Raw genomic sequence first — 19,274 nt, 5'->3', positions numbered from 1 at the left:
GAGCAGGTGAAGGTATATATAGTCGGTATCGGAATGGGCAGTGAAAAAAACATGACCGCTGAAGCTGTTGAAGCTGTTGAAAAAGCGGACGTTCTCATCGGCGCAAAGCGTATGCTTGAACCGTTCAGACATATGGAAAAGCAGTTTTTCGAGGAGTACAAAAGTGCTGAGATAGTGCGATATATCGAGACTTGCGGCTGCAAGAACGTGGCGGTCCTTATGTCTGGAGACTGCGGATTTTTCAGCGGTGCAAAGAAGCTTTCGGAGCTTCTGACCAATGTTGAAACTGAATTTATCAGCGGCATATCTTCACCTGTTTATTTTTTGTCAAAGCTGAAAAAGGACTGGTCGGACTGCCATTTTGTAAGCCTTCACGGAAAAAGCGGAAATGTTGTCAGGAGCGTCTGCTCTCACGAGAAAACCTTCTTTCTGCTTGGGGGAGATGTTGCCGCAGCAGACATATGCAAAAAGCTCTACAAATACGGAAAAGGCGATATTCTGGTATATATCGGTGAAAATCTCGGCTATGAAAATGAAAAGATCACTATAGGAAAAGCTCACGAGCTTATCGGGTACTGTGCAGACGGATTAAGCGTGATGCTGGCTGAAAATCCCGATTTTGAGAGGTTTATTCCATGCGGCATCGACGATGAAAGTTTCGTAAGGGGCAAGGTTCCGATGACCAAGAAGGAGATACGTGCAAATGTGGTCGCCGGGCTTAAAATAGGCAAAAACGATGTGTGCTGGGATATCGGCTGCGGAACCGGTTCTGTGTCTGTTGAAATGGCTGTGCAGTGTGAAAAAGGGACTGTCTATGCCATTGACAAGAACCCTGAGGCGATAGGACTGACAATCGAGAACAGCCGAAAATTCGGCTGTGATAACATAATTGTGGTTGAGGGCGACGCAGCGGAAAAAGTGGAGGAGCTTCCTGTACCTGACTGCGTATTTGTAGGTGGTTCGGGCGGTGAAATGGAGAGGATTATCGGTGCTGTAATTACCAAAAATAGCAATATCCGACTGACTGTAACCGCAGTATCTCTTGAAACTCTTTCGGAGTGTATCCGTATTTTTGATAAGTATGGACTTGTTCCCGATATAACGCAGTTAGCTGTTACAAGGACTCGAAAAATAGGCGGACACACAATGATGTCAGCTGAAAACCCGATATTTATAATAAAAAGGAAGTAGAAATGAAAAGAATAATGATCGCAGGCACTCACAGCGGCTGCGGAAAAACCACTGTAACCTGTGCAATTCTTGCTGCGTTGAAGGCTCGGGATATTAATGTTTCAGCGTTCAAATGCGGACCTGATTATATTGATCCGATGTTTCACCGTAAAGTCATCGGAGTTCCTTCGCATAATCTCGACAGCTTTTTCTGTGACGATGAAACGTTGAAATATCTGATGTTTGAAAATGGTAGAAACTCCGATATTTCGGTAACTGAAGGAGTTATGGGATTCTATGACGGAGTCGACGGCAGAGGTTCTGCTCATTCTGTTTCCATGATAACGGGGACTCCTGCTATCATCGTTATCGACTGCAAAGGTGCGAGCGAGTCGATCGGCGCGATTATGAAAGGCTTTCTTGAATATAAGCAGCCGAATATGATTAAGGGCTTCATTTTCAACAGACTGCCCGAGAGACTTGTTCCGCGTATGAAGGAGCTGTGCGCTGAGTTCAAAACTGGATATTATGGCTATATGCCGACGAATAGTTTTACTTTTGAAAGCAGGAAACTCGGACTTGTCACAGCTGATGAGGTGCAGGATATAAAGGAAAAGATTTCAGAACTTCGGGTACTTGCAGAGAAAAACATACTGCTTGATGAAGTAATTGGAGCCCCGTGTAATCCGTATCCGCCTTTTATAGAACCAAAACTGCATATTATTGAAAAGAATTGCAGACCAATTATTGCGGTTGCTAAAGACGAAGCGTTTTGTTTTCTATATTCGGACAATATTGCTCTGCTTGAAAAAATCGGCTGCAAGATTGAGTATTTCTCGCCGCTCAGGGATGAAAAGCTTCCCGACAATAGCTGCGGACTTATTCTGAGCGGAGGATATCCCGAGTTATATTCCAGGCAGCTGTCACATAATCACGATATGCTTAAAGCTGTCAGAGATGCGATAAAGTGCGGTATGCCGACTATTGCGGAGTGCGGGGGATTTATGTATCTGCATGAAAAGATGCAGCTGTCTGACAAAGAAAGTTATAATATGGTCGGAGCTATAAGCGGAACTGTATTTCCGACGAAGAAACTTCAGCGTTTTGGATATGTAATTCTTGAAGCACGGAAAAACTGTCTTGTATGTATGAAATCAAACAAAATTGCTGCACATGAATTCCATTACTGGGATAGTACGAATTGCGGATCGGATTTTGCTGCGCGTAAATCCGACGGAAGAAGCTGGGAGTGCGTTCATGCCGATAATACGCTGTATGCAGGCTTTCCGCATCTTTATTTCTACGCCGATATAAGCATTGCGGAGCGGTTTGCTGCCGCCTGTATGGAATTTGGAGAAAAACATGAAAAGGATAAATAATATAGTTCCAACTGATAAAAAGTATATTTATTTGGCGCAGGAGCATTGGAACGGAGTTGCAAAACCTTTGCGCAGTTTTGGTGCACTCGAGGATTTCTGGAACAAAATTGCTGCTGTTCAGCAGACTGAATTTCCTGATATTTCTTCAAGAGCAGCAGTTGTGATGTGCGCAGATAACGGTGTGGTTGCCGAGGGGGTCACACAGACTGACCACTCTGTGACCAAGATCTGTGCAGAGGCTATAGCTTGCGGAAAATCAAATATAAATTCTCTTGCTGAACTCTATGGTGCGCAGGTGCTTGCTGTGGATATCGGTATCGCTGATGATGTGGATAATGATAAGCTTCTGAACAGAAAGATCGCATACGGTTCGGACAATATTGCTACAGGACCTGCCATGCCGCGTGAAAATGTTTTCAGAGCTTTACAGGTCGGAATGGACATTGTCGGAGAGCTCGCTGCAAAGGGCGTAAAGCTCATAGTTACGGGCGAAATGGGCATCGGTAATACAACTCCTACGGCAGCGCTTTCCTCAGTTTTGCTTGGACTTCCTCCCGAAATGGTCACAGGCCGCGGCGCAGGGCTTTCAAGTGAGATGCTTACACATAAAATTGAAGTCGTGAAACGTGCAATTTCCGTAAATTCGCCTTATTCCGACGATCCTGCCGAGCTTATCTCAAAACTCGGGAGCTATGAGATAGCTGGCATGACAGGTCTTTTTCTCGGTAGTGCGGTATATGGTGTAACTGTAGTCATAGACGGCGTAATTTCGGCAGTTTCTGCTGTTCTTGCTTCTATGTTTTCGGAAAACTGCGTTGACTATATGCTTGCATCTCACGTTTCAGCCGAGCCTGCGGGGAGGGGACTCCTTGAAAAGCTTGGGCTCAGAGCAGTTATTGACGGAGGTCTCAGGCTGGGCGAAGGCACGGGTGGAATACTTCTCCTGCCGCTGCTTGACGGCGCGGCTGCGCTTTATTATAATTCCCATAAGTTTGAAAATTCCGGTATAGAAAGGTATGCTGAACTGAAATGATAACTCTTGTCACAGGCGGCTCAAAGTGCGGTAAATCGCGGTATGCTGAAAAGCTTTTCAGTCTTTTCGGCGGTGAAAAATACTACATTGCGACTATGGTGCCATTTGGTGCAGAGGCGTGGGAGATAATTGCTCGTCACAGAAAAATGCGTGAGGGCAAGGGCTACGTTACCGTTGAGTGTCAGCGTGATGTCGGCAGCGTAGAAGTGCCTGAAAACATCGGTATTCTCCTTGAATGTATGGGAAACCTCTGTGCAAATGAGATGTTTGCGGAAAATGATATTTTAAAGCCTGCGGACAAGATAGTTTCGGATATAAAATCTCTTTCGGAAAGAGTCTCGGAGCTTATAATCGTGACTAATGAGGTGAGCTGCGACGGTATTGATTATTCACCTGAAACTATGCTGTATATCAGTCAGCTCAGCGAGATAAACCGCAGGATTTCGGAGTTTGCGGACAATGTCATCGAATGTGTATACGGTATACCCGTACCGCGGAAAGGAGCGGTAATTTGCTAAAGTCTTTAGTTTCGGCATTCCAGATGTACTCCCGTATCCCAATGCCGAGGATAGAATGGAATGAAAAAAACAGGCGTTATTCTCTTTGCTTTTTTCCCCTAATAGGTGCTGTTATCGGCGGACTTGCCGTGCTTTGGCAGCTTTTTAGTGAGGAGTTAGGCTTCGGCGGCTTTATGTATGCGGCTGTTATAATGCTCATAAATATTCTCGTCACAGGCGGCATACATCTTGACGGCTTCTGCGATACCTGCGATGCAAGGGCTTCATGGGGCGATAAAGCCCGAAAACTTGAGATACTAAAGGACTCTCATATAGGTGCGTTTGCAGCTATAAAGCTGGGAGTATACCTTATCGTCTGTACTGCTGCTTTATCGGAGCTTTACTCCATTGAGGGCGCTGTTATCGTAGGCTTGGGGTATGTGCTGTCAAGGGCTCTCAGCGGACTTACCGCCGTGACCTTCAGGGCTGCGAAAAAAGAGGGAACGCTGCAAAGCTTTACACTGCCTGCTCATAAAAAAATTACTGTCTCTGTTCTTGCTGTTACAGCAGCTTTTTCATGCGCAGCTATGATGTTTGTGAGCTTTAGGACAGGTGCGGCAGTTATAATTTCTGTAATTTTAACAGTGATGTATTACCGTTATGTTGCGTATAAGGAATTCGGCGGTATCACGGGAGATCTTGCAGGTTGGTTCTTGCAGATGTGCGAGCTTATCATAGCTCTTACAGCTGCGGTTGTATCAAGGCTTACGGAGGTGGTCTGAGTATGAAGCTTATCACAGGCGGAGCTTATCAGGGAAAGGCTGAGACCGCTTTAAAGCTGTTCGGTATAAGGAAGGAAGATATCATCAGCGGTGAGGACTGTGAGTTTGAAGAAGTCCTTACGGCAAAATGTATCAGGGACTATCACAGGCTGGTTTCAAGACTTATGGATACGGGAGCTGACCCTGTTGAATTTACAAAGCGACTTTGCCGCGAAAACAGCAGCTGTATCTTGATAATGAACGAGATAGGCTGCGGCATAGTTCCTATGGAAAGGAAAGAAAGAGTGTACCGCGAAAACGTGGGACGCTGCGGCTGTATCATTGCTGCCGAAAGCGATGAGGTAGTGCGTGTTATCTGCGGTATTGCGCATTTTCTGAAAGGAGAGGGCAAGTGAGGATAGATCTTATTCGCCACGGCAAGACTGTGGGAAATACTGAGCTGAGATACATCGGCAGTACAGATGAGCCCCTTGCTTTTTCGGGGATCGCCGAGCTTATGAAGATAGATTATCCGCAGTGCGGAAGGCTTTTTTGCAGTCCCATGAAACGCTGCATACAGACTGCGGAGCTCATATTCCCTAACGTGGAAATGAGCATTTGTGATGAGCTGAGAGAGTGCGATTTCGGCGATTTTGAGGGCAAGAACTATATCGAACTCTCTATGGACAGCCGATATCAGCGCTGGATAGACAGCGGAGGAGAGGCTGCTTTCCCAAATGGTGAAGACCCTGCGGATTTCAAAAAAAGGTGTATCAAGGGCTTTCTGAAGTGTATTGAAAAGGCTGCTGACTGCGAAAAAGTGACCTTTGTAGTTCACGGCGGTACTATCATGGCGATGCTGGAAAAATTTGCAGTACCTCATAAGGGCTACTACGACTGGCATATTGGCAACGGTCACGGCTATATCACGGAATTTGACGGAAAAAATATCACGGTAACGGAGAAGATATGAATTACATTATCGGGGCTTTGCCCCTTGTTATTGCGGCTGTGCTGGACTGCTTACTGGGCGACCCTTACAGTCTGCCCCACCCTATAAGGCTCATAGGTAAGCTGATATCAAAGCTGGAAGCCATTGTGCGCAGAAAATGGAGCTCTGACCTGCGAAAGGGAGGAGTTTTTCTTGCACTGACAGTTATACTGATATCGGTATCTGTGCCGCTTCTGATACTAATTATCTTGTACTCGATTTCAACGTGGCTCGGAGCTGCTGCGGAGGGCGTAATGTGCTATTATCTCGTTGCGGCAAAATGCCTGAGAGATGAGAGCATGAAGGTATATCATGCGGCTGAAAAAAATGATGTAGAGGGTGCGCGTAAGGCGGTCTCTATGATAGTTGGGCGTGATACGGCTGTTCTTGACAAAGAGGGCATAATCAAGGCAGCTGTGGAGACTGTTGCTGAGAATACCTCAGACGGAGTTACTGCCCCCATAATGTATATGTCCTTTGGCGGCGCGGTACTGGGAGCGTTTTATAAATCCGTGAATACTATGGACTCCATGATAGGCTACAAAAATGAAAAGTATGCCGATATAGGACGTTTTGCAGCTAAGCTGGACGATGTACTGAACTATTTTCCGTCACGGCTTACGGCTCTTGCTATGGTGGTGACTGCGCCTTTTATAGGGCTGAATTGTAGGGACGCATACCGTATATGGATACGTGACGGACGCAAGCACGCAAGTCCGAATTCTGCGCAGACCGAGTCTGCCTGTGCAGGGGCTCTGGGAGTTCAGCTTGCAGGCGATGCCTATTACTTTGGAGAGCTCCATAAAAAGGAGTTCATCGGCGACCCGAAGCGTCCTGTTGAGAATGAGGATATACGCCGCGCTAACAGGCTCATGTATGCAAGCTCTGCACTTGTTTTTGCAGCCGCACTTGCTGTAAGATGCATCATCGTGGGAGGTATTTTATGCTGAACGGAAAACACGGCGGAAATGACCTGTCACTTGATATAATCTATGATTTTTCCGCGAATATTTCTCCTGTCGGTATGCCAGAAGGTGTACGACAGGCAGCTGTTGATGCTGTTATGGTTTCGGAGGGATATCCAGACCCGTTTTGCTTTGAACTTAGGGAAAAAATTGGGGAGAAGTATGGTGTTCCTGCGGATAATATAGTCTGCGGAAACGGTGCGGACGATCTTATTTACCGTGCTGTATCGGCGCTTAAACCTGAGCGTGCACTCATCGTTTCGCCTGCTTTCAGCGAGTACCGAAAGGCACTTGCTGAAAATGGCTGTGAGGTCGATGAATACGTGCTTTCCGAGGAGAATGGATTTGAGGTCACGGAAGAAATACTATCTCATATCTGCGGACATGATATGGTTTTTCTTTGCACTCCCAACAATCCTACAGGGCGGATAATTGCTCCTGATGTACTCGGAAGAATATCCCGTGAATGTGAAAAAAACGGAGCTTTTCTGGTTTGCGATGAGAGCTTTATGGGCTTCACGGGGAGAGAAAAAGAACTGTCAGCTATCAGATCTCTTAATGCTAAAACCATAATTCTCAGCTCCTTCACAAAGCTTTATGCAATGGCAGGTCTGAGGCTTGGCTGTGCGGTCTGCGGCGATAAGGATATTGCTGAGAAGATATCGGGCACAGGACAGTACTGGAGCGTTTCGACTCCTGCACAGGCGGCAGGTATCGCTGCTCTTGATGAGGAGGAATATGTCTGCAAAGCAGCGGAGCTCGTGAAGAATGAAAGAGAATACCTGCAAAATGAGCTAAGCGCGTCAGGAGTGAAGTCCTATCCGTCAGATGCGAATTTTATCCTTTTCAGAGCTGATGAAGCTCTCGGCGAAGCTTTGCTGAGAGAAGGGATACTTGTGCGCTGCTGCGGCGATTACAGCGGACTTGACAGCAGCTTTTACCGTATCGCTGTAAAAAAACATGATGAGAATGAAGTACTTATTTCCGCAATGAGGAGGTGTCTTAATGGCTAAGGCGATAATGATACAGGGGACTATGTCCAATGCAGGAAAAAGCTTTTTTGCGGCTGCGCTCTGCCGTATTTTTAGTCAGGACGGTTATTCCTGTGCGCCCTTCAAATCACAGAATATGGCTCTTAATTCCTACATAACCGCCGACGGCTTTGAGATCGGAAGAGCACAGGCGATGCAGGCAGAAGCAGCTGGCATCGAGCCGTCCGTGCTCATTAATCCTGTTCTTTTAAAGCCTACTACCGACGTTGGCTCGCAGGTCATCGTAAACGGAAAAGCTGTGGGAAATATGACCGCGGCTGAATACTTCAAGCGTAAAAAAGAACTGATACCGCAGATAATGGAGTCGTACAACAAGCTTTCGGCTATGCATGATATCATAGTCATCGAGGGTGCGGGAAGTCCTGTGGAGCTTAATCTGAAGTCTGATGATATCGTAAACATGGGCATGGCACAGCTTGCAAAGGCTCCCGTGCTGCTGGTGGGGGATATTGACAGAGGCGGTGTTTTTGCGCAGCTTCTCGGCACTTTGAGTTTGCTTGAAAAGCATGAGCTTGACATGGTGAAGGGACTTGTGGTGAATAAGTTCAGGGGCGATATCTCCTTGTTTGACAGCGGAAAACAAATACTTGAAGAGAGGGGCGGAAAGCCTTTACTAGGAGTTGTGCCTTATCTCAGATGCGATATCGAGGACGAGGACAGCCTTTCGCGTAAGCTTGACAGCAGAGGCAGTAAGGGTATCATTGATATCGCTGTTATCAGACTGCCGAGGATATCAAACTTTACGGATTTCGATGTGTTTGCGCAGTATGACGGTGTAAGTGTGAGATATGTTACAAAATACGATGATCTTGAAGAGCCCGATATGATAATAATTCCTGGTACTAAAAGTACCATTGCCGATATGAAATGGCTGCGTGAAAGCGGTATGGAACTTGCGGTGAAAAGATGTGTCGCAAGAGGCGTACCTGTATTCGGCATATGCGGCGGTTTTCAGATGCTGGGAGAGAGCATATCAGATCCGCTCGGAAGTGAGGGCGGCGGAAGTATAAGCGGTATGGGACTGCTGAAATGCAGGACTGTATTCGGCGCTGAAAAGGTGCAGACCCAGACTAAGGGAAACTTCTGCAAGATAGGCGGATTCTTTGAATGTCTCAGCGAAGCGGAGTTCAGCGGCTATGAGATACACATGGGTACTACAGAAAGCGAAAGCCCTGAGCTTTTGGAATGTGGAGGTGCTTATGAGGGCAATGTTTACGGCTGTTATATACACGGTATCTTCGACAGTCAGTACGTGTCCGAAAGACTGGTGAAAAGGCTGTTCGAGCACAAGGACATCACCTACCGCGGCGGTATCGTGAACAGAGAGAACTACAAGCAGGCGCAGTTCGATATGCTTGCAGATGGAGTGCGCAGAAGTATTGATATGGAGCTTCTTTACAGGATAATCGGGGAGGGGATATAATGGAGCTTGAATATGTTCTTCCGCAGGATATCGAACACAGAAGCTTTGAGATAATAGAGGCTGAGCTGGGAGAAAGGAAGCTTCCCGATGATATACGTCCCATAGTTATGAGGGCGATACATACTACTGCGGATTTTGATTACTACGACAATATGTATTTCTCCGAGGGTGCTGTGCAGAAGGCTCTGGCGGTGCTTTCTGAGGGAGCTGTAATAGTTACGGATACCAATATGGTGAAGTCGGGAGTAAACAAGGCTGCTCTCGGAAAGCTTGGCTGTACGGTGGAGTGCTTCATGGCGGACAGTGATGTAGCGGAGGCTGCGGCTGCAAACGGGACTACCCGTGCGGTGGCATCTGTTGACAAGGCAGCGAGGCTCGGAAAGCCTGTTATTTACGCCGTGGGAAATGCTCCGACTGCGCTTATAAGGCTCCGTGAGCACATCGACGCAGGTACATTTGTGCCGAGGCTTGTCATAGGCGTACCTGTGGGCTTTGTGAATGTGGTGCAGTCAAAGGAGCTTATAATCGAAAGCGGTATACCCTGCATAGTTGCAAGAGGAAGAAAGGGCGGCAGCAATGTGGCTGCGGCTATATGCAACGCTCTTTTGTATATGGCAACGGGAAGAGAATAAAAATGTGCTTTCATAAGAGGGGCAAAAATAAGCGGAAATCAATGGAAAACCGTTGATTATTGAAAAAGAAATTTTTGATTTCTCTGTTTTGCATAAAATCGCTTGCTGATTTTGTTCGTATTCAATAAAGTTTTTTTGATGAGCTGTGCATAATCGTAATACAAACACAGAAGTATATATGCAATTATCGGGGAAAAACTTTCTGAAGAAAGGCTTCCTCTGACGGAGGCGCGCCCCTCTGCCCTTCGGGCATCTCCCCACACTGTGGGGAGTAACCCCGAACCCCTTTCCAAAGACTTTTTAGCTGATTTTTTCACAGATAGGGCACACCCCGCATTACTTGCGGGACTTTTTTATTTATGGTGTGCCCTATCTGTGAAAAAATAAAACTGAAAGTTTTAGGGGAGGAGTTTGAGGAGAGACCCTTTTTCAAAAGGGTCCTCCTCAATAGTTTACATAAATATTCTATATCAGTATTACGATTATGCACAGCTTTTTTCTTTTGCGGCAAAAATCGGGGAAGAGTCTGCGTATCTGACAGCGTATTCCGACATATCATGCGCTTGGAATGTGATATAATCATTGGTATATTTTGCGAGGTGATAGTTGATGATGAATATAAAAATACTGAGGGAATGGCAGTATTCTTCCTTTGCATTTTCCTTTGCCGCCTGCGGACTTGCAGGATTTCTGCTGTCGGGAGCAAGGGTGGGAGGAGTGGCTTCCTTTGCAGATATTTCGGTGGCAGGAGCAGTCGGGCTTCCTTGTTCGGCGGCGGTATTCACGGGCAGCATGGTTCGGAGCATCATAGGCGGTAGAGTTGGAAGAAACATCGTTAAGCTTTCGTCTATAGCGCTGATAGTTATTATCAAAATGTTCCTTGAACCAAAAAACGATGAGAGACTGTGCGGTGTTAATACAGGGGTGAGCGTACTTGTATCGGGTGCGGCGGTTTCTGCCGTCATCGGAGAGCTGGCGAGAAAGCTGCTGTTTTATGCCTTTTACGGCGGACTTGCAGGCTTTACGGCTTATTCGGCTGCAAAGTTTATTATGGACCTGAAGCATAAGAGGGTGATCGACCTTTCGGGCAGCGGCGGTTTTTCATGTGCAGTTGTGTACATAGTTGCTGTTTCGTCGCTGTGCGGTGCGGATATACCTGTTGTAAATGCAGGAGTTGTACTTGGGGCAGCAGTTACCGTTACGGGAGCTTATTTTTACGGGCAGACAGGGGGAGTTATCTGCGGTGCGCTTACAGTCTGCGGTGCTTTTCTGTCATCATCGGAGGCAGGTATGGGGATAGTCCTTCTGCCTGCCGCCGGACTTCTTACGGGATATATGCGCAGACAGAAGCCCTTTACGGCAGCAGCCTTTTTTGCAGGGATAAGTTTTGTTTTTACTGTGCTTACAGGTCTGACTCTGAGCAGTGTGGGAGGTATGATAGATATTATATGCGCAGCAGGTATTTTTATACCGACGGCAAGTGTGTTTTCCGATAAATGGATACGTACCGACAGTGAAAATACTTCCCTGACGGACATGATAAATACGCGTATGAGCTTTCTTTCGGAGACTGTGGGAGAGCTGAGAAAGGAGTCGGAAAGAGTATCGCAGATGCTTACAAAATGCTGTGATGCGGAAAACGAAATAGAAGCAAATTCGGCTGAGGTATGCTCTCTTTGCTATCGCAGACCATTTTGCTGGAAGTCCGACAGAGGCAATACTTACCGCGGTTTTGAAAGACTTGCGGAAATGGGTGAATTTGCGCAGGAGAGCTTTCCGCAGGAGCTTGCGGATTGCCTTCACAAGGAGAAGATATCGGAGGTATTCCTGAAAAGTGCAAGGGAAAAGGCGGCTGCAAAGCTTATGGAAATGCGCTTTTCGGAAAGCCGCCAGCTGCTTCACGAGCAGATGCTCATAACCGAGGATATCATAAGATCAACGGGCGAAAGACTGGATATACGCTGCTCGGAAACAGTCGGCAGGAGCATAAGGCTGAAACTGGAAAAATTCGGATTTGTCATCTCGTCGGTAACGGCTTATTACAACAACAGGAACAGACTCATTGCGGAGGTTTATTTTTCAGAGGAAAACGCTCCTGAAAACGGTACGAGGATATGCGACCTTATAGCAGATGAGCTGCATTTGCAGATGTCCTGCACGGAGCTTATACGTTCGGGAAAGGAGCTGCGCATAAGGGTGTATGAAAGACCGCGTTACAGTATGGAGGTGTACGCTTCATCATCTTGTGCTGATAATTCTGCCGCAAACGGTGATACTTATACTGTCTTTACAGACGGTGCAGGCATGGGCTATGTTGTACTTTCCGACGGAATGGGCACAGGGAACAATGCGGCTGTGGAGTCACGTATGGTGGCAGGACTTTTCCGCAGGCTTGTATGCAGCGGAGTCAGCGTAGCTTCGGCAGTGAAGCTCATCAATTCATTCATGGTGACTAAGTCACGGGAGGAGAGCTTTGCGACGCTGGACGGACTGTGCTTCGACCTTGATGATTGCAGCCTGACAGTGATAAAATCAGGTGCGGCGGCAACTCTTATCCGTCACGGCGGCAATGTGCTGAAAATAACTGCTCCCACATTCCCTATAGGGATATATGAGCACTCGGAGCTGTTCACAAGAGAGTGTGAATTTGAGGCGGGGGATATAGTGATAATGTTTTCCGACGGTATCTCTGAAAATGCTTATCCCTTCATAAAAGAGCTGCTTCTGGGCGGTGATGACATGAAACATATCGTGGACGAAATATGCACAAAAGCTGATGTTTTCAATCAGACCATTCATTCCGATGACGTTACTGTGATCGCTTTCAGAGTCAGGGAGTGAGGAATTTTGTTAACAAAATATTAACTCAAATGTCATACAGCATAAGCAAAAGCTGGGCGATAGCTGTGCAATATAACAAGAGGGTGCGAGAAATCCTCAAAATAAATATGTCAAATTGCACTAATTAGATATGGCAATATTAGCATAACCTATAAAATTTATGTGCGTTTTTCAAAAAAGCTTGAATAATTCTGCTGATTCTGATAAAATGTATTATAGCAAAGGAGGCTGAATTATGTCTGTTAATAAAAATAACAATAACGATTTTCCTCTGTACCTTTTTTACCAGGGAAAAAACTACGAAGCATATAAATTTTTTGGCGTTCATTCTAAGAAAAAGGGAAGAAGCAAGGTTTTCACTTTCAGAGTTTGGGCTCCTAATGCTGTAAGTGTATCTGTTGTCGGCGATTTCAACGGCTGGGACAGAACACAAAACCCTATGTCGCTTATTTCTGAGGGTATCTGGGAGGCTGAGATCAAGGGACTTGAACAGTTTGATACTTACAAGTTCAGCATCGAGACTCAGGACGGAAGGATACTTATGAAGGCTGACCCTTATGCGCCTCATTTTGAAACGCGTCCGGGTACAGCTTCAAAGATATACGAGAGCGATTACAAATGGGAAGATGACAAATGGTTTGAAAATAAAAGCAATGTGAGCATTTACAAAAGCCCTATGAATGTTTACGAGGTGCATCTCAGCTCGTGGAAGAACTACGGTGAGGAGAAGTTCCTCGACTATGTGACATTCGCAAAGGAAATAATCCCGTATCTCAAGAAAATGTCATACACTCATGTGGAGTTCATGCCCCTTACCGAGTACCCCTACGACGGTTCGTGGGGATATCAGGTAACAGGCTATTTTGCGCCTACCTCGCGCTATGGCACTCCCGATGATATGAGAAAGATGATAGATATGTTCCATGCCGCAGGGATAGGCGTTATCCTTGACTGGGTGCCTGCGCATTTCCCTAAGGACGAAGCCGGTCTCTACGAATTCGACGGCAGCTGCTGCTACGAATATACCGATGACCGCAAGAAGGAGCATAAAGCATGGGGAACGAGAGTCTTTGACTATGGCAAGGCTGAGGTATGCTCATTCCTTATTTCAAGCGCAAATTACTGGTTTGATGAATTCCATGTTGACGGTCTGAGAGTTGACGCTGTAGCTTCAATGCTCTACCTTGACTATGACAGACGTGAGGGCGAGTGGGCTGCCAATATCTACGGCGGCAACGAGAACCTTGAAGCTGTGGAGTTCCTCAAGCATCTCAATGAAGCAGTTTTTCTCAAGCACCCCGATGCACTTATGATAGCCGAAGAGTCAACGGCATGGCCGCTGGTCACCAAGCCTACCGATATAGGGGGACTCGGCTTTAACTTCAAGTGGAATATGGGCTGGATGAATGATATGCTCAGCTATATGTCACTTGACCCAATCTACCGTGCATTCAATCACGATAAGCTCACATTTTCGTTCTTCTATGCATTCTCCGAGAACTATATACTGCCTATATCACATGATGAGGTCGTTCACGGCAAATGCTCGATGCTGAACAAAATGCCGGGTGAGTATGAGCAGAAATTCGCTTCGTACCGTGCTTTCCTCGCGTATATGATCGCCCACCCCGGCAAGAAGCTTCTGTTTATGGGACAGGAGTTCGGTCAGATGAAGGAATGGGATTACAAGTCGCAGCTCGACTGGAATCTGATGGACTTCGCTCCGCACAAGGGGCTTTTGAAGTTCTCTGAAAAGCTGAATAAATTCTATGTCGATAATCCGCCTCTCTGGCAGAATGATGATTCATGGAACGGCTTTAGCTGGATATCAAATGACGATTACAAGCAGAGCGTTATTGCTTTCAGACGTATCGACGATAACGGTGATGAGATAATAGCTGTATGCAATTTCGTACCTGTTGAACGCCGCGATTACAGGATAGGCGTTCCTCAGAAGGGGAAATACAAGCTCATATTCAATACCGATGCAGTTGAGTTCGGCGGATCGGGTATTACGGAAAGCTCGTTCAAGTCGGAAAATGTTCCTATGCACGGACATGATAACAGTATCTCTATGACCCTCGCTCCTCTTTCGGTGATATATCTTAAATTCTCGCCTGTGAAAAAGAGAGAGCCAAAGGCTGTAACGGCAGAGGCTGAAAAAGCTCCCGCAAGGAAGCGCACTGCTTCTGCATCAAAATCTGCTTCTGTAAAGACAGCAAAGGCGGCTGACAAGACAGAAACGACCAAGACCTCGGCAAAGAAAAAGACCTCTGCCAAGGCAAAATAAATTCCATTATGTTTTAAACGATCCAGGAGGAATAATATGTATACTAAAAAAAGAGTCGTTGCAATGCTCCTTGCAGGCGGTCAGGGCAGCAGACTATATGCACTGACCAAAAATGTTGCAAAGCCCGCAGTGCCATACGGCGGCAAATATCGTCTTATAGATTTCCCTCTCTCAAACTGCACGAATTCGGGTATTGATACAGTGGGCGTTCTCACACAGTATCAGCCTCTTGTACTGAATGAATATATCGGAAGCGGTCAGCCGTGGGACCTTGATAAGATGAACGGAGGAGTACACGTTCTCCCACCTTATGAGACCCAGACAGGTGCTTCGTGGTATGAGGGCACGGCTAATGCTATCTACCAGAATATGCGCTTTATCGAGCGTTATGACCCTGAGTATGTTGTTGTCTTAGGCGGCGACCACATTTACAAAATGGATTATTCAAAAATGGTGGATTTCCACGTTGAAAACAATGCCGACTGTACTATCTCCGTAATTGATGTTCCTAAGGCTGAGGCTTCACGCTTCGGTATTATGATATGCGATGAGAAGAAGCAGGTAACGGATTTCGTTGAAAAGCCGAAGGTACCTAAGTCTACTCTGGCTTCAATGGGAATATATGTATTCACATGGGAGAAGCTCCGCAAATATCTTATAGAAAATGAAAACGATGCTAACGTTAAGCGTGAGAAGGGCGAGCCCTGGTCAAAGGACTTCGGCAAGGATATCATCACCTCCATGCTCCGTGACAAGCAGAGACTTTTTGCTTATGAGTTTGAGGGCTACTGGAAGGACGTTGGAACTCTTGATTCCTTATGGGAAGCTAATATGGATCTTCTCAGTCCAAGCGTTCCCCTTGATCTTTATGATCCGAACTGGAAGATATATTCACGCAACAGCAATATGCCTCCGCAGTATGTTGGCGACAATGCCTGCATAGAAAACTCTATGATCTCAGAAGGAAGCACTATCGACGGCACTGTTGATTTCTCTATCCTTTTCTCGGGAGTTACTATCGAGGCAGGTGCATCTGTAAACTACAGCATCGTTATGCCCGGTACTGTTATCAAATCGGGTGCTGTTGTCGAGTATGCAATAATCGGAAGCGACAGCGTTATCGAAAATCGCGCTCATATAGGAACAAGTCCCGAAAATGTAGAGGACAAGGACAAATGGGGCATTGCCGTTGTCGGAAATAACGTTACTGTTTCGGCTGAAAAGGTCGTTGAGCCAAAGCAGATCATCGGCGAAAATATCTGACGGAGGAATGTTACTATGAGTGTTAATTATAATGTTTTGGGACTTATCTTTGCAAGTATGCATGATTCTTATGTCAGTGAGCTGACAAAGAGGAGAACTATGGGTTCTATACCCTTCGGCGGACGTTACCGCCTTATAGATTTCCCGCTTTCAAACTTCGTTCACTCGGGAGTTTCAGAGGTTGGCGTTATCACAAAGTCAAATTACGGCTCACTTCTCGATCATCTCGGTTCGGGACGTGACTGGGATCTTTCACGTAAAAAGGGCGGACTCCACCTTCTGCCGCCGTACAGCCAGACAGGCGGTATCTACAACGGTAGACTGGACGCTCTGAATAATATCTGGGGATATGTTGAACATTCAAACGCTAAATATGTCATCATGGCAAGCTGTGATGTAGTTACTACCCTCAATTTCAATCCTGTGCTCAAGCAGCATATGGAAACAGAGGCTGATATAACACTGGTGTACAGCAGAGGTCTTTACAACTGTGAAAAGGACAACTGCACGACTGTGCTTGAATTCGATGATGAAAACAGACTGAAGGACGTTCTTGTTGATCCGCAGATAACAGGCGAGTGCAATATCTGGCTGGAAATGTGTATCGTCACAAAGGACTTCTTAAAGAAGATAGTATCAGATGCGGCAAGCCGAAATCAGTACAGCTTTACCCGCGAGATACTCCAGCGCAAGAAGGACGAATTCAAGATAATGGGCTATAAGCATGAAGGCTTCTTCACAAGGATAGACAGTATTCAGGAATACTATGCAGCCAACAGACTTCTCCTTGATCCTGCAAAGAAGGACGCACTTTTCCCGAAGAATATGCCTGTTCTTACAAAGATAGGTGATAACGGACCTGTAAAATACGGTCTGGAGTCAAATATAAAGGATTCACTCATTGCAGACGGCTGCGTCATCGAGGGTACGGTAATCAATTCCATACTTTTCAGAGGCGTTAAAGTCGGAAAGGATACAGTGGTCAAGGACTGCGTTCTTCTTCAGGGGACAAAGGTTGGAGAAAATTGCAGCATCGCATCGGTAATAACCGATAAAAACGTTGAGATAAGCAATGAAAAGGTGCTTACAGGCTCCGAGACATATCCGCTATATATAGGAAAAGGCGGTAAGATCTGACGGCGGTGATAAAATATGAAAATACTATTTGCTGCCAGTGAAGCTGTACCTTTTGCAGCTTCGGGCGGACTTGCAGATGTAGTAGGTTCACTTCCAAAGGCTATAAAATCAAAAAGACATGATTGCAGAGTGGTTATCCCTCTGTATAAATCGGTTCCGCAGGAATTCCGCAAAAAAATGGTTTTCCTTACGAATATGACCGTAGACGTTTCATGGCGTAAGCAGTACTGCGGCATATTCATGGCTATAAAGGACGGCGTGACCTATTATTTCATTGATAATGAGTATTATTTTTCAAGAGATGGACTTTATGGCTTTTATGACGACTGTGAGAGATTTGTTTTCTTTGACAGGGCAGTGCTTGAAATGCTGAAGTACATTGATTTTACTCCTGATATCATCAACTGCAACGACTGGCAGACTGCGCTGATACCTGTGTATTACAATGTTTACTACAAGTATCAGCAGGGATATGATGGTATCAAGACTGTTTATACCATACACAATATAGAGTATCAGGGCAAATACGGAAAAGAAGTTCTCAGTGAACTCATGGGCATACCTATGTATAACGCAGGACTTATCGAGTATGACGGCTCTGTCAATATGATGAAGGGGGCTATCGAGACAAGTGACATGATAACTACGGTCAGTCCGAGCTATGCTTGGGAGATACTTGACCCGTGGTACGCTCATGGTCTCGACAGGATACTCGTTACCAAGCAGTACAAGCTGCGCGGTATAATGAACGGAATTGATACAAAGCTGTATGATCCTGAAAAGGATAAAATGATAGCTGAAAATTATTCAACTAAGAAGCTTGACGGTAAGGCTAAATGTAAGGAAGCTCTCCTTGCAGAGCTGGGACTTGCTCCCGGTGACGAGCCTGTAATAGGTATAGTTACACGATTTGTAAAGCATAAGGGCATTGATCTGATAAGGTGCGTCTTTGAGGAGATAGTGCGAAGCGGAGTAAAGTTCGCGGTACTTGGCAGCGGTGAGAAGATATACGAGGATTTCTTCCTTGAAATGGCTGCAAGATATCCTGATAAGGTGTCCGTAACCGTGGGATTTATCCCTGAGCTTTCACATAAGATATACGCAGGCTCGGATATGTTCCTTATGCCGTCGCAGAGCGAGCCCTGCGGACTTGCACAGATGATCGCCATGAGGTACGGAGCTGTACCTATAGTTCGTGAAACTGGCGGTCTGAGAGATTCAGTCCGTGATAATGGCGGCGAAAACGGAAACGGCTTTACATTCAAGACATACAATGCTAACGATATGCTTGATGCAGTCAGACGTGCCCGTCGTGATTACGAGGATAAGCAGGTCTGGGAGGAACTCGTCGTGCGTGCGATGCAGTGTGACCACAGCTGGTCATCATCAGCTGAGTTGTATATTGATACGTATAAACAGCTGCTTGCAGCGGAATAAATATGCCGGCAACTCAGGAATGAGGTGCGCCGATACAGAAGTTTTAAGCCATAGTATTTCTGATATTCAGTCGGAAGTACTATGGCTTTTCTGATGACAGAGCTATATTATGTATAAAGAAAAAATTTGAGCAGTTAAAATAGGAAAAAGTTGTAAGTTGTGATTTTGTATAAAAATGTTTTTGAAAAATTCATAAAATTTGATTTGACAAATCCTGTAAAGGGTGCTATAATATATTTACTGTCCGACAGAGAGCTGAAAGAAAACAGCGAATCGAGAAAAATTTTTCAAGAAATTTTGAAAAAAGTCTTGACAACTCTGAAAGAAAGTGATATAATATTAAAGCTGTCTCGGAAGAGAGAGTATGGAACAGCATCTTGAAAATTGAACAATGCGAATAAGA

At 45.8% G+C, this 19,274-nt stretch carries 17 protein-coding genes; 16 read left to right on the top strand and 1 reads right to left on the bottom strand.

All coding sequences use genetic code 11. The features are described from left to right. Positions 1-6: 6 nt before the first annotated feature. From cbiE to BUB28_RS13575, 11 genes are read left to right on the top strand one after another with little or no spacing between them, the layout of a single operon-like run. Positions 7-1,191 (top strand): precorrin-6y C5,15-methyltransferase (decarboxylating) subunit CbiE, encoded by a 1,185-nt coding sequence (gene cbiE, locus BUB28_RS16570; protein ID WP_081373535.1) that lies wholly within the window; start codon positions 7-9, stop codon positions 1,189-1,191. Between the two features lie 2 nt (positions 1,192-1,193). Beyond that, positions 1,194-2,549 (top strand): cobyrinic acid a,c-diamide synthase CobB, encoded by a 1,356-nt coding sequence (locus BUB28_RS13620; protein ID WP_072952095.1) that lies wholly within the window; start codon positions 1,194-1,196, stop codon positions 2,547-2,549. Next, positions 2,533-3,582 (top strand): nicotinate-nucleotide--dimethylbenzimidazole phosphoribosyltransferase, encoded by a 1,050-nt coding sequence (cobT, locus tag BUB28_RS13615; protein WP_072952094.1) that lies wholly within the window; start codon positions 2,533-2,535, stop codon positions 3,580-3,582. The genes BUB28_RS13620 and cobT overlap by 17 nt, the downstream gene beginning before the upstream one ends. Next, positions 3,579-4,100 (top strand): bifunctional adenosylcobinamide kinase/adenosylcobinamide-phosphate guanylyltransferase, encoded by a 522-nt coding sequence (locus BUB28_RS13610; RefSeq protein WP_072952093.1) that lies wholly within the window; start codon positions 3,579-3,581, stop codon positions 4,098-4,100. Before cobT ends, BUB28_RS13610 begins: the two co-directional genes overlap by 4 nt. Next, complete coding sequence (cobS, locus tag BUB28_RS13605; RefSeq protein WP_081373534.1) at positions 4,094-4,861, top strand: adenosylcobinamide-GDP ribazoletransferase; 768 nt, start codon at positions 4,094-4,096, stop codon at positions 4,859-4,861. The genes BUB28_RS13610 and cobS overlap by 7 nt, the downstream gene beginning before the upstream one ends. Before the next feature lie 2 nt (positions 4,862-4,863). Further along, on the top strand, positions 4,864-5,256 hold the full coding sequence (locus BUB28_RS13600; protein WP_072952092.1) for a bifunctional adenosylcobinamide kinase/adenosylcobinamide-phosphate guanylyltransferase: 393 nt from the start codon (positions 4,864-4,866) through the stop codon (positions 5,254-5,256). Continuing rightward, positions 5,253-5,813 (top strand): histidine phosphatase family protein, encoded by a 561-nt coding sequence (locus BUB28_RS13595; RefSeq protein ID WP_072952091.1) that lies wholly within the window; start codon positions 5,253-5,255, stop codon positions 5,811-5,813. Before BUB28_RS13600 ends, BUB28_RS13595 begins: the two co-directional genes overlap by 4 nt. Next, complete coding sequence (cbiB, locus tag BUB28_RS13590; protein WP_072952090.1) at positions 5,810-6,781, top strand: adenosylcobinamide-phosphate synthase CbiB; 972 nt, start codon at positions 5,810-5,812, stop codon at positions 6,779-6,781. The genes BUB28_RS13595 and cbiB overlap by 4 nt, the downstream gene beginning before the upstream one ends. Further along, positions 6,775-7,809 carry a pyridoxal phosphate-dependent aminotransferase gene (locus BUB28_RS13585; protein WP_072952089.1) on the top strand — a complete coding sequence of 345 codons (1,035 nt, stop codon included), beginning with the start codon at positions 6,775-6,777 and terminating at the stop codon, positions 7,807-7,809. Before cbiB ends, BUB28_RS13585 begins: the two co-directional genes overlap by 7 nt. Beyond that, complete coding sequence (locus tag BUB28_RS13580; RefSeq protein ID WP_072952088.1) at positions 7,802-9,271, top strand: cobyric acid synthase; 1,470 nt, start codon at positions 7,802-7,804, stop codon at positions 9,269-9,271. Before BUB28_RS13585 ends, BUB28_RS13580 begins: the two co-directional genes overlap by 8 nt. Beyond that, entirely contained in the window at positions 9,271-9,903 is a 633-nt protein-coding gene (locus tag BUB28_RS13575; protein WP_072952087.1) for a precorrin-8X methylmutase, read from the top strand. The genes BUB28_RS13580 and BUB28_RS13575 overlap by 1 nt, the downstream gene beginning before the upstream one ends. Positions 9,904-10,385: 482 nt before the next feature. On the opposite strand, the gene BUB28_RS17300 is transcribed toward BUB28_RS13575, so the two are convergent. Continuing rightward, complete coding sequence (locus BUB28_RS17300; RefSeq protein ID WP_207647110.1) at positions 10,386-10,712, bottom strand: hypothetical protein; 327 nt, start codon at positions 10,710-10,712, stop codon at positions 10,386-10,388. Between BUB28_RS17300 and BUB28_RS13565 the strand changes: the two genes are divergently transcribed. The 5 genes from BUB28_RS13565 (at position 10,696) to glgA (ending at position 18,871) form a co-directional block, all read left to right on the top strand. After that, complete coding sequence (locus tag BUB28_RS13565; protein WP_072952085.1) at positions 10,696-12,744, top strand: SpoIIE family protein phosphatase; 2,049 nt, start codon at positions 10,696-10,698, stop codon at positions 12,742-12,744. The genes BUB28_RS17300 and BUB28_RS13565 overlap by 17 nt on opposite strands. 235 nt (positions 12,745-12,979) lie before the next feature. Beyond that, the gene (gene glgB, locus BUB28_RS13560; protein WP_072952084.1) at positions 12,980-15,034 is read left to right on the top strand and encodes a 1,4-alpha-glucan branching protein GlgB; all 2,055 of its coding nucleotides are present in this window, start codon (positions 12,980-12,982) and stop codon (positions 15,032-15,034) included. Positions 15,035-15,070: 36 nt separating this feature from the next. Continuing rightward, the gene (locus BUB28_RS13555) at positions 15,071-16,297 is read left to right on the top strand and encodes a glucose-1-phosphate adenylyltransferase (RefSeq protein WP_072952083.1); all 1,227 of its coding nucleotides are present in this window, start codon (positions 15,071-15,073) and stop codon (positions 16,295-16,297) included. A 15-nt stretch (positions 16,298-16,312) separates the two neighbouring features. After that, positions 16,313-17,434, top strand: a complete 1,122-nt coding sequence (gene glgD / locus BUB28_RS13550) for a glucose-1-phosphate adenylyltransferase subunit GlgD (protein ID WP_072952082.1) — start codon at positions 16,313-16,315, stop codon at positions 17,432-17,434. 15 nt (positions 17,435-17,449) lie between these two features. Next, positions 17,450-18,871, top strand: a complete 1,422-nt coding sequence (gene glgA / locus BUB28_RS13545) for a glycogen synthase GlgA (protein ID WP_072952081.1) — start codon at positions 17,450-17,452, stop codon at positions 18,869-18,871. Positions 18,872-19,274: the final 403 nt, after the last annotated feature.

Origin of the sequence: Ruminococcus flavefaciens (assembly GCF_900143025.1) — a bacterium.
Taxonomy (GTDB): Bacteria; Bacillota; Clostridia; order Oscillospirales; family Ruminococcaceae; genus Ruminococcus; species Ruminococcus flavefaciens_I.
Note: the sequence above shows the minus strand (reverse complement) of the source record. Positions and strands in the feature narration are given on the sequence as shown.

Excerpts from the sequence above, each read along its gene's own strand:
- BUB28_RS13620 (WP_072952095.1), top strand. The coding sequence starts at position 1,194 with ATGAAAAGAATAATGATCGCAGGCACTCACAGCGGCTGCGGAAAAACC.
- cobT (WP_072952094.1), top strand. The coding sequence starts at position 2,533 with ATGAAAAGGATAAATAATATAGTTCCAACTGATAAAAAGTATATTTAT.
- BUB28_RS13610 (WP_072952093.1), top strand. The coding sequence starts at position 3,579 with ATGATAACTCTTGTCACAGGCGGCTCAAAGTGCGGTAAATCGCGGTAT.
- BUB28_RS13600 (WP_072952092.1), top strand. The coding sequence starts at position 4,864 with ATGAAGCTTATCACAGGCGGAGCTTATCAGGGAAAGGCTGAGACCGCT.
- cbiB (WP_072952090.1), top strand. The coding sequence starts at position 5,810 with ATGAATTACATTATCGGGGCTTTGCCCCTTGTTATTGCGGCTGTGCTG.
- BUB28_RS13585 (WP_072952089.1), top strand. The coding sequence starts at position 6,775 with ATGCTGAACGGAAAACACGGCGGAAATGACCTGTCACTTGATATAATC.
- BUB28_RS13580 (WP_072952088.1), top strand. The coding sequence starts at position 7,802 with ATGGCTAAGGCGATAATGATACAGGGGACTATGTCCAATGCAGGAAAA.
- BUB28_RS13575 (WP_072952087.1), top strand. The coding sequence starts at position 9,271 with ATGGAGCTTGAATATGTTCTTCCGCAGGATATCGAACACAGAAGCTTT.
- BUB28_RS13565 (WP_072952085.1), top strand. The coding sequence starts at position 10,696 with ATGGTTCGGAGCATCATAGGCGGTAGAGTTGGAAGAAACATCGTTAAG.
- BUB28_RS17300 (WP_207647110.1), bottom strand. The coding sequence starts at position 10,712 with ATGATGCTCCGAACCATGCTGCCCGTGAATACCGCCGCCGAACAAGGA.
- glgB (WP_072952084.1), top strand. The coding sequence starts at position 12,980 with ATGTCTGTTAATAAAAATAACAATAACGATTTTCCTCTGTACCTTTTT.
- BUB28_RS13555 (WP_072952083.1), top strand. The coding sequence starts at position 15,071 with ATGTATACTAAAAAAAGAGTCGTTGCAATGCTCCTTGCAGGCGGTCAG.
- glgD (WP_072952082.1), top strand. The coding sequence starts at position 16,313 with ATGAGTGTTAATTATAATGTTTTGGGACTTATCTTTGCAAGTATGCAT.
- glgA (WP_072952081.1), top strand. The coding sequence starts at position 17,450 with ATGAAAATACTATTTGCTGCCAGTGAAGCTGTACCTTTTGCAGCTTCG.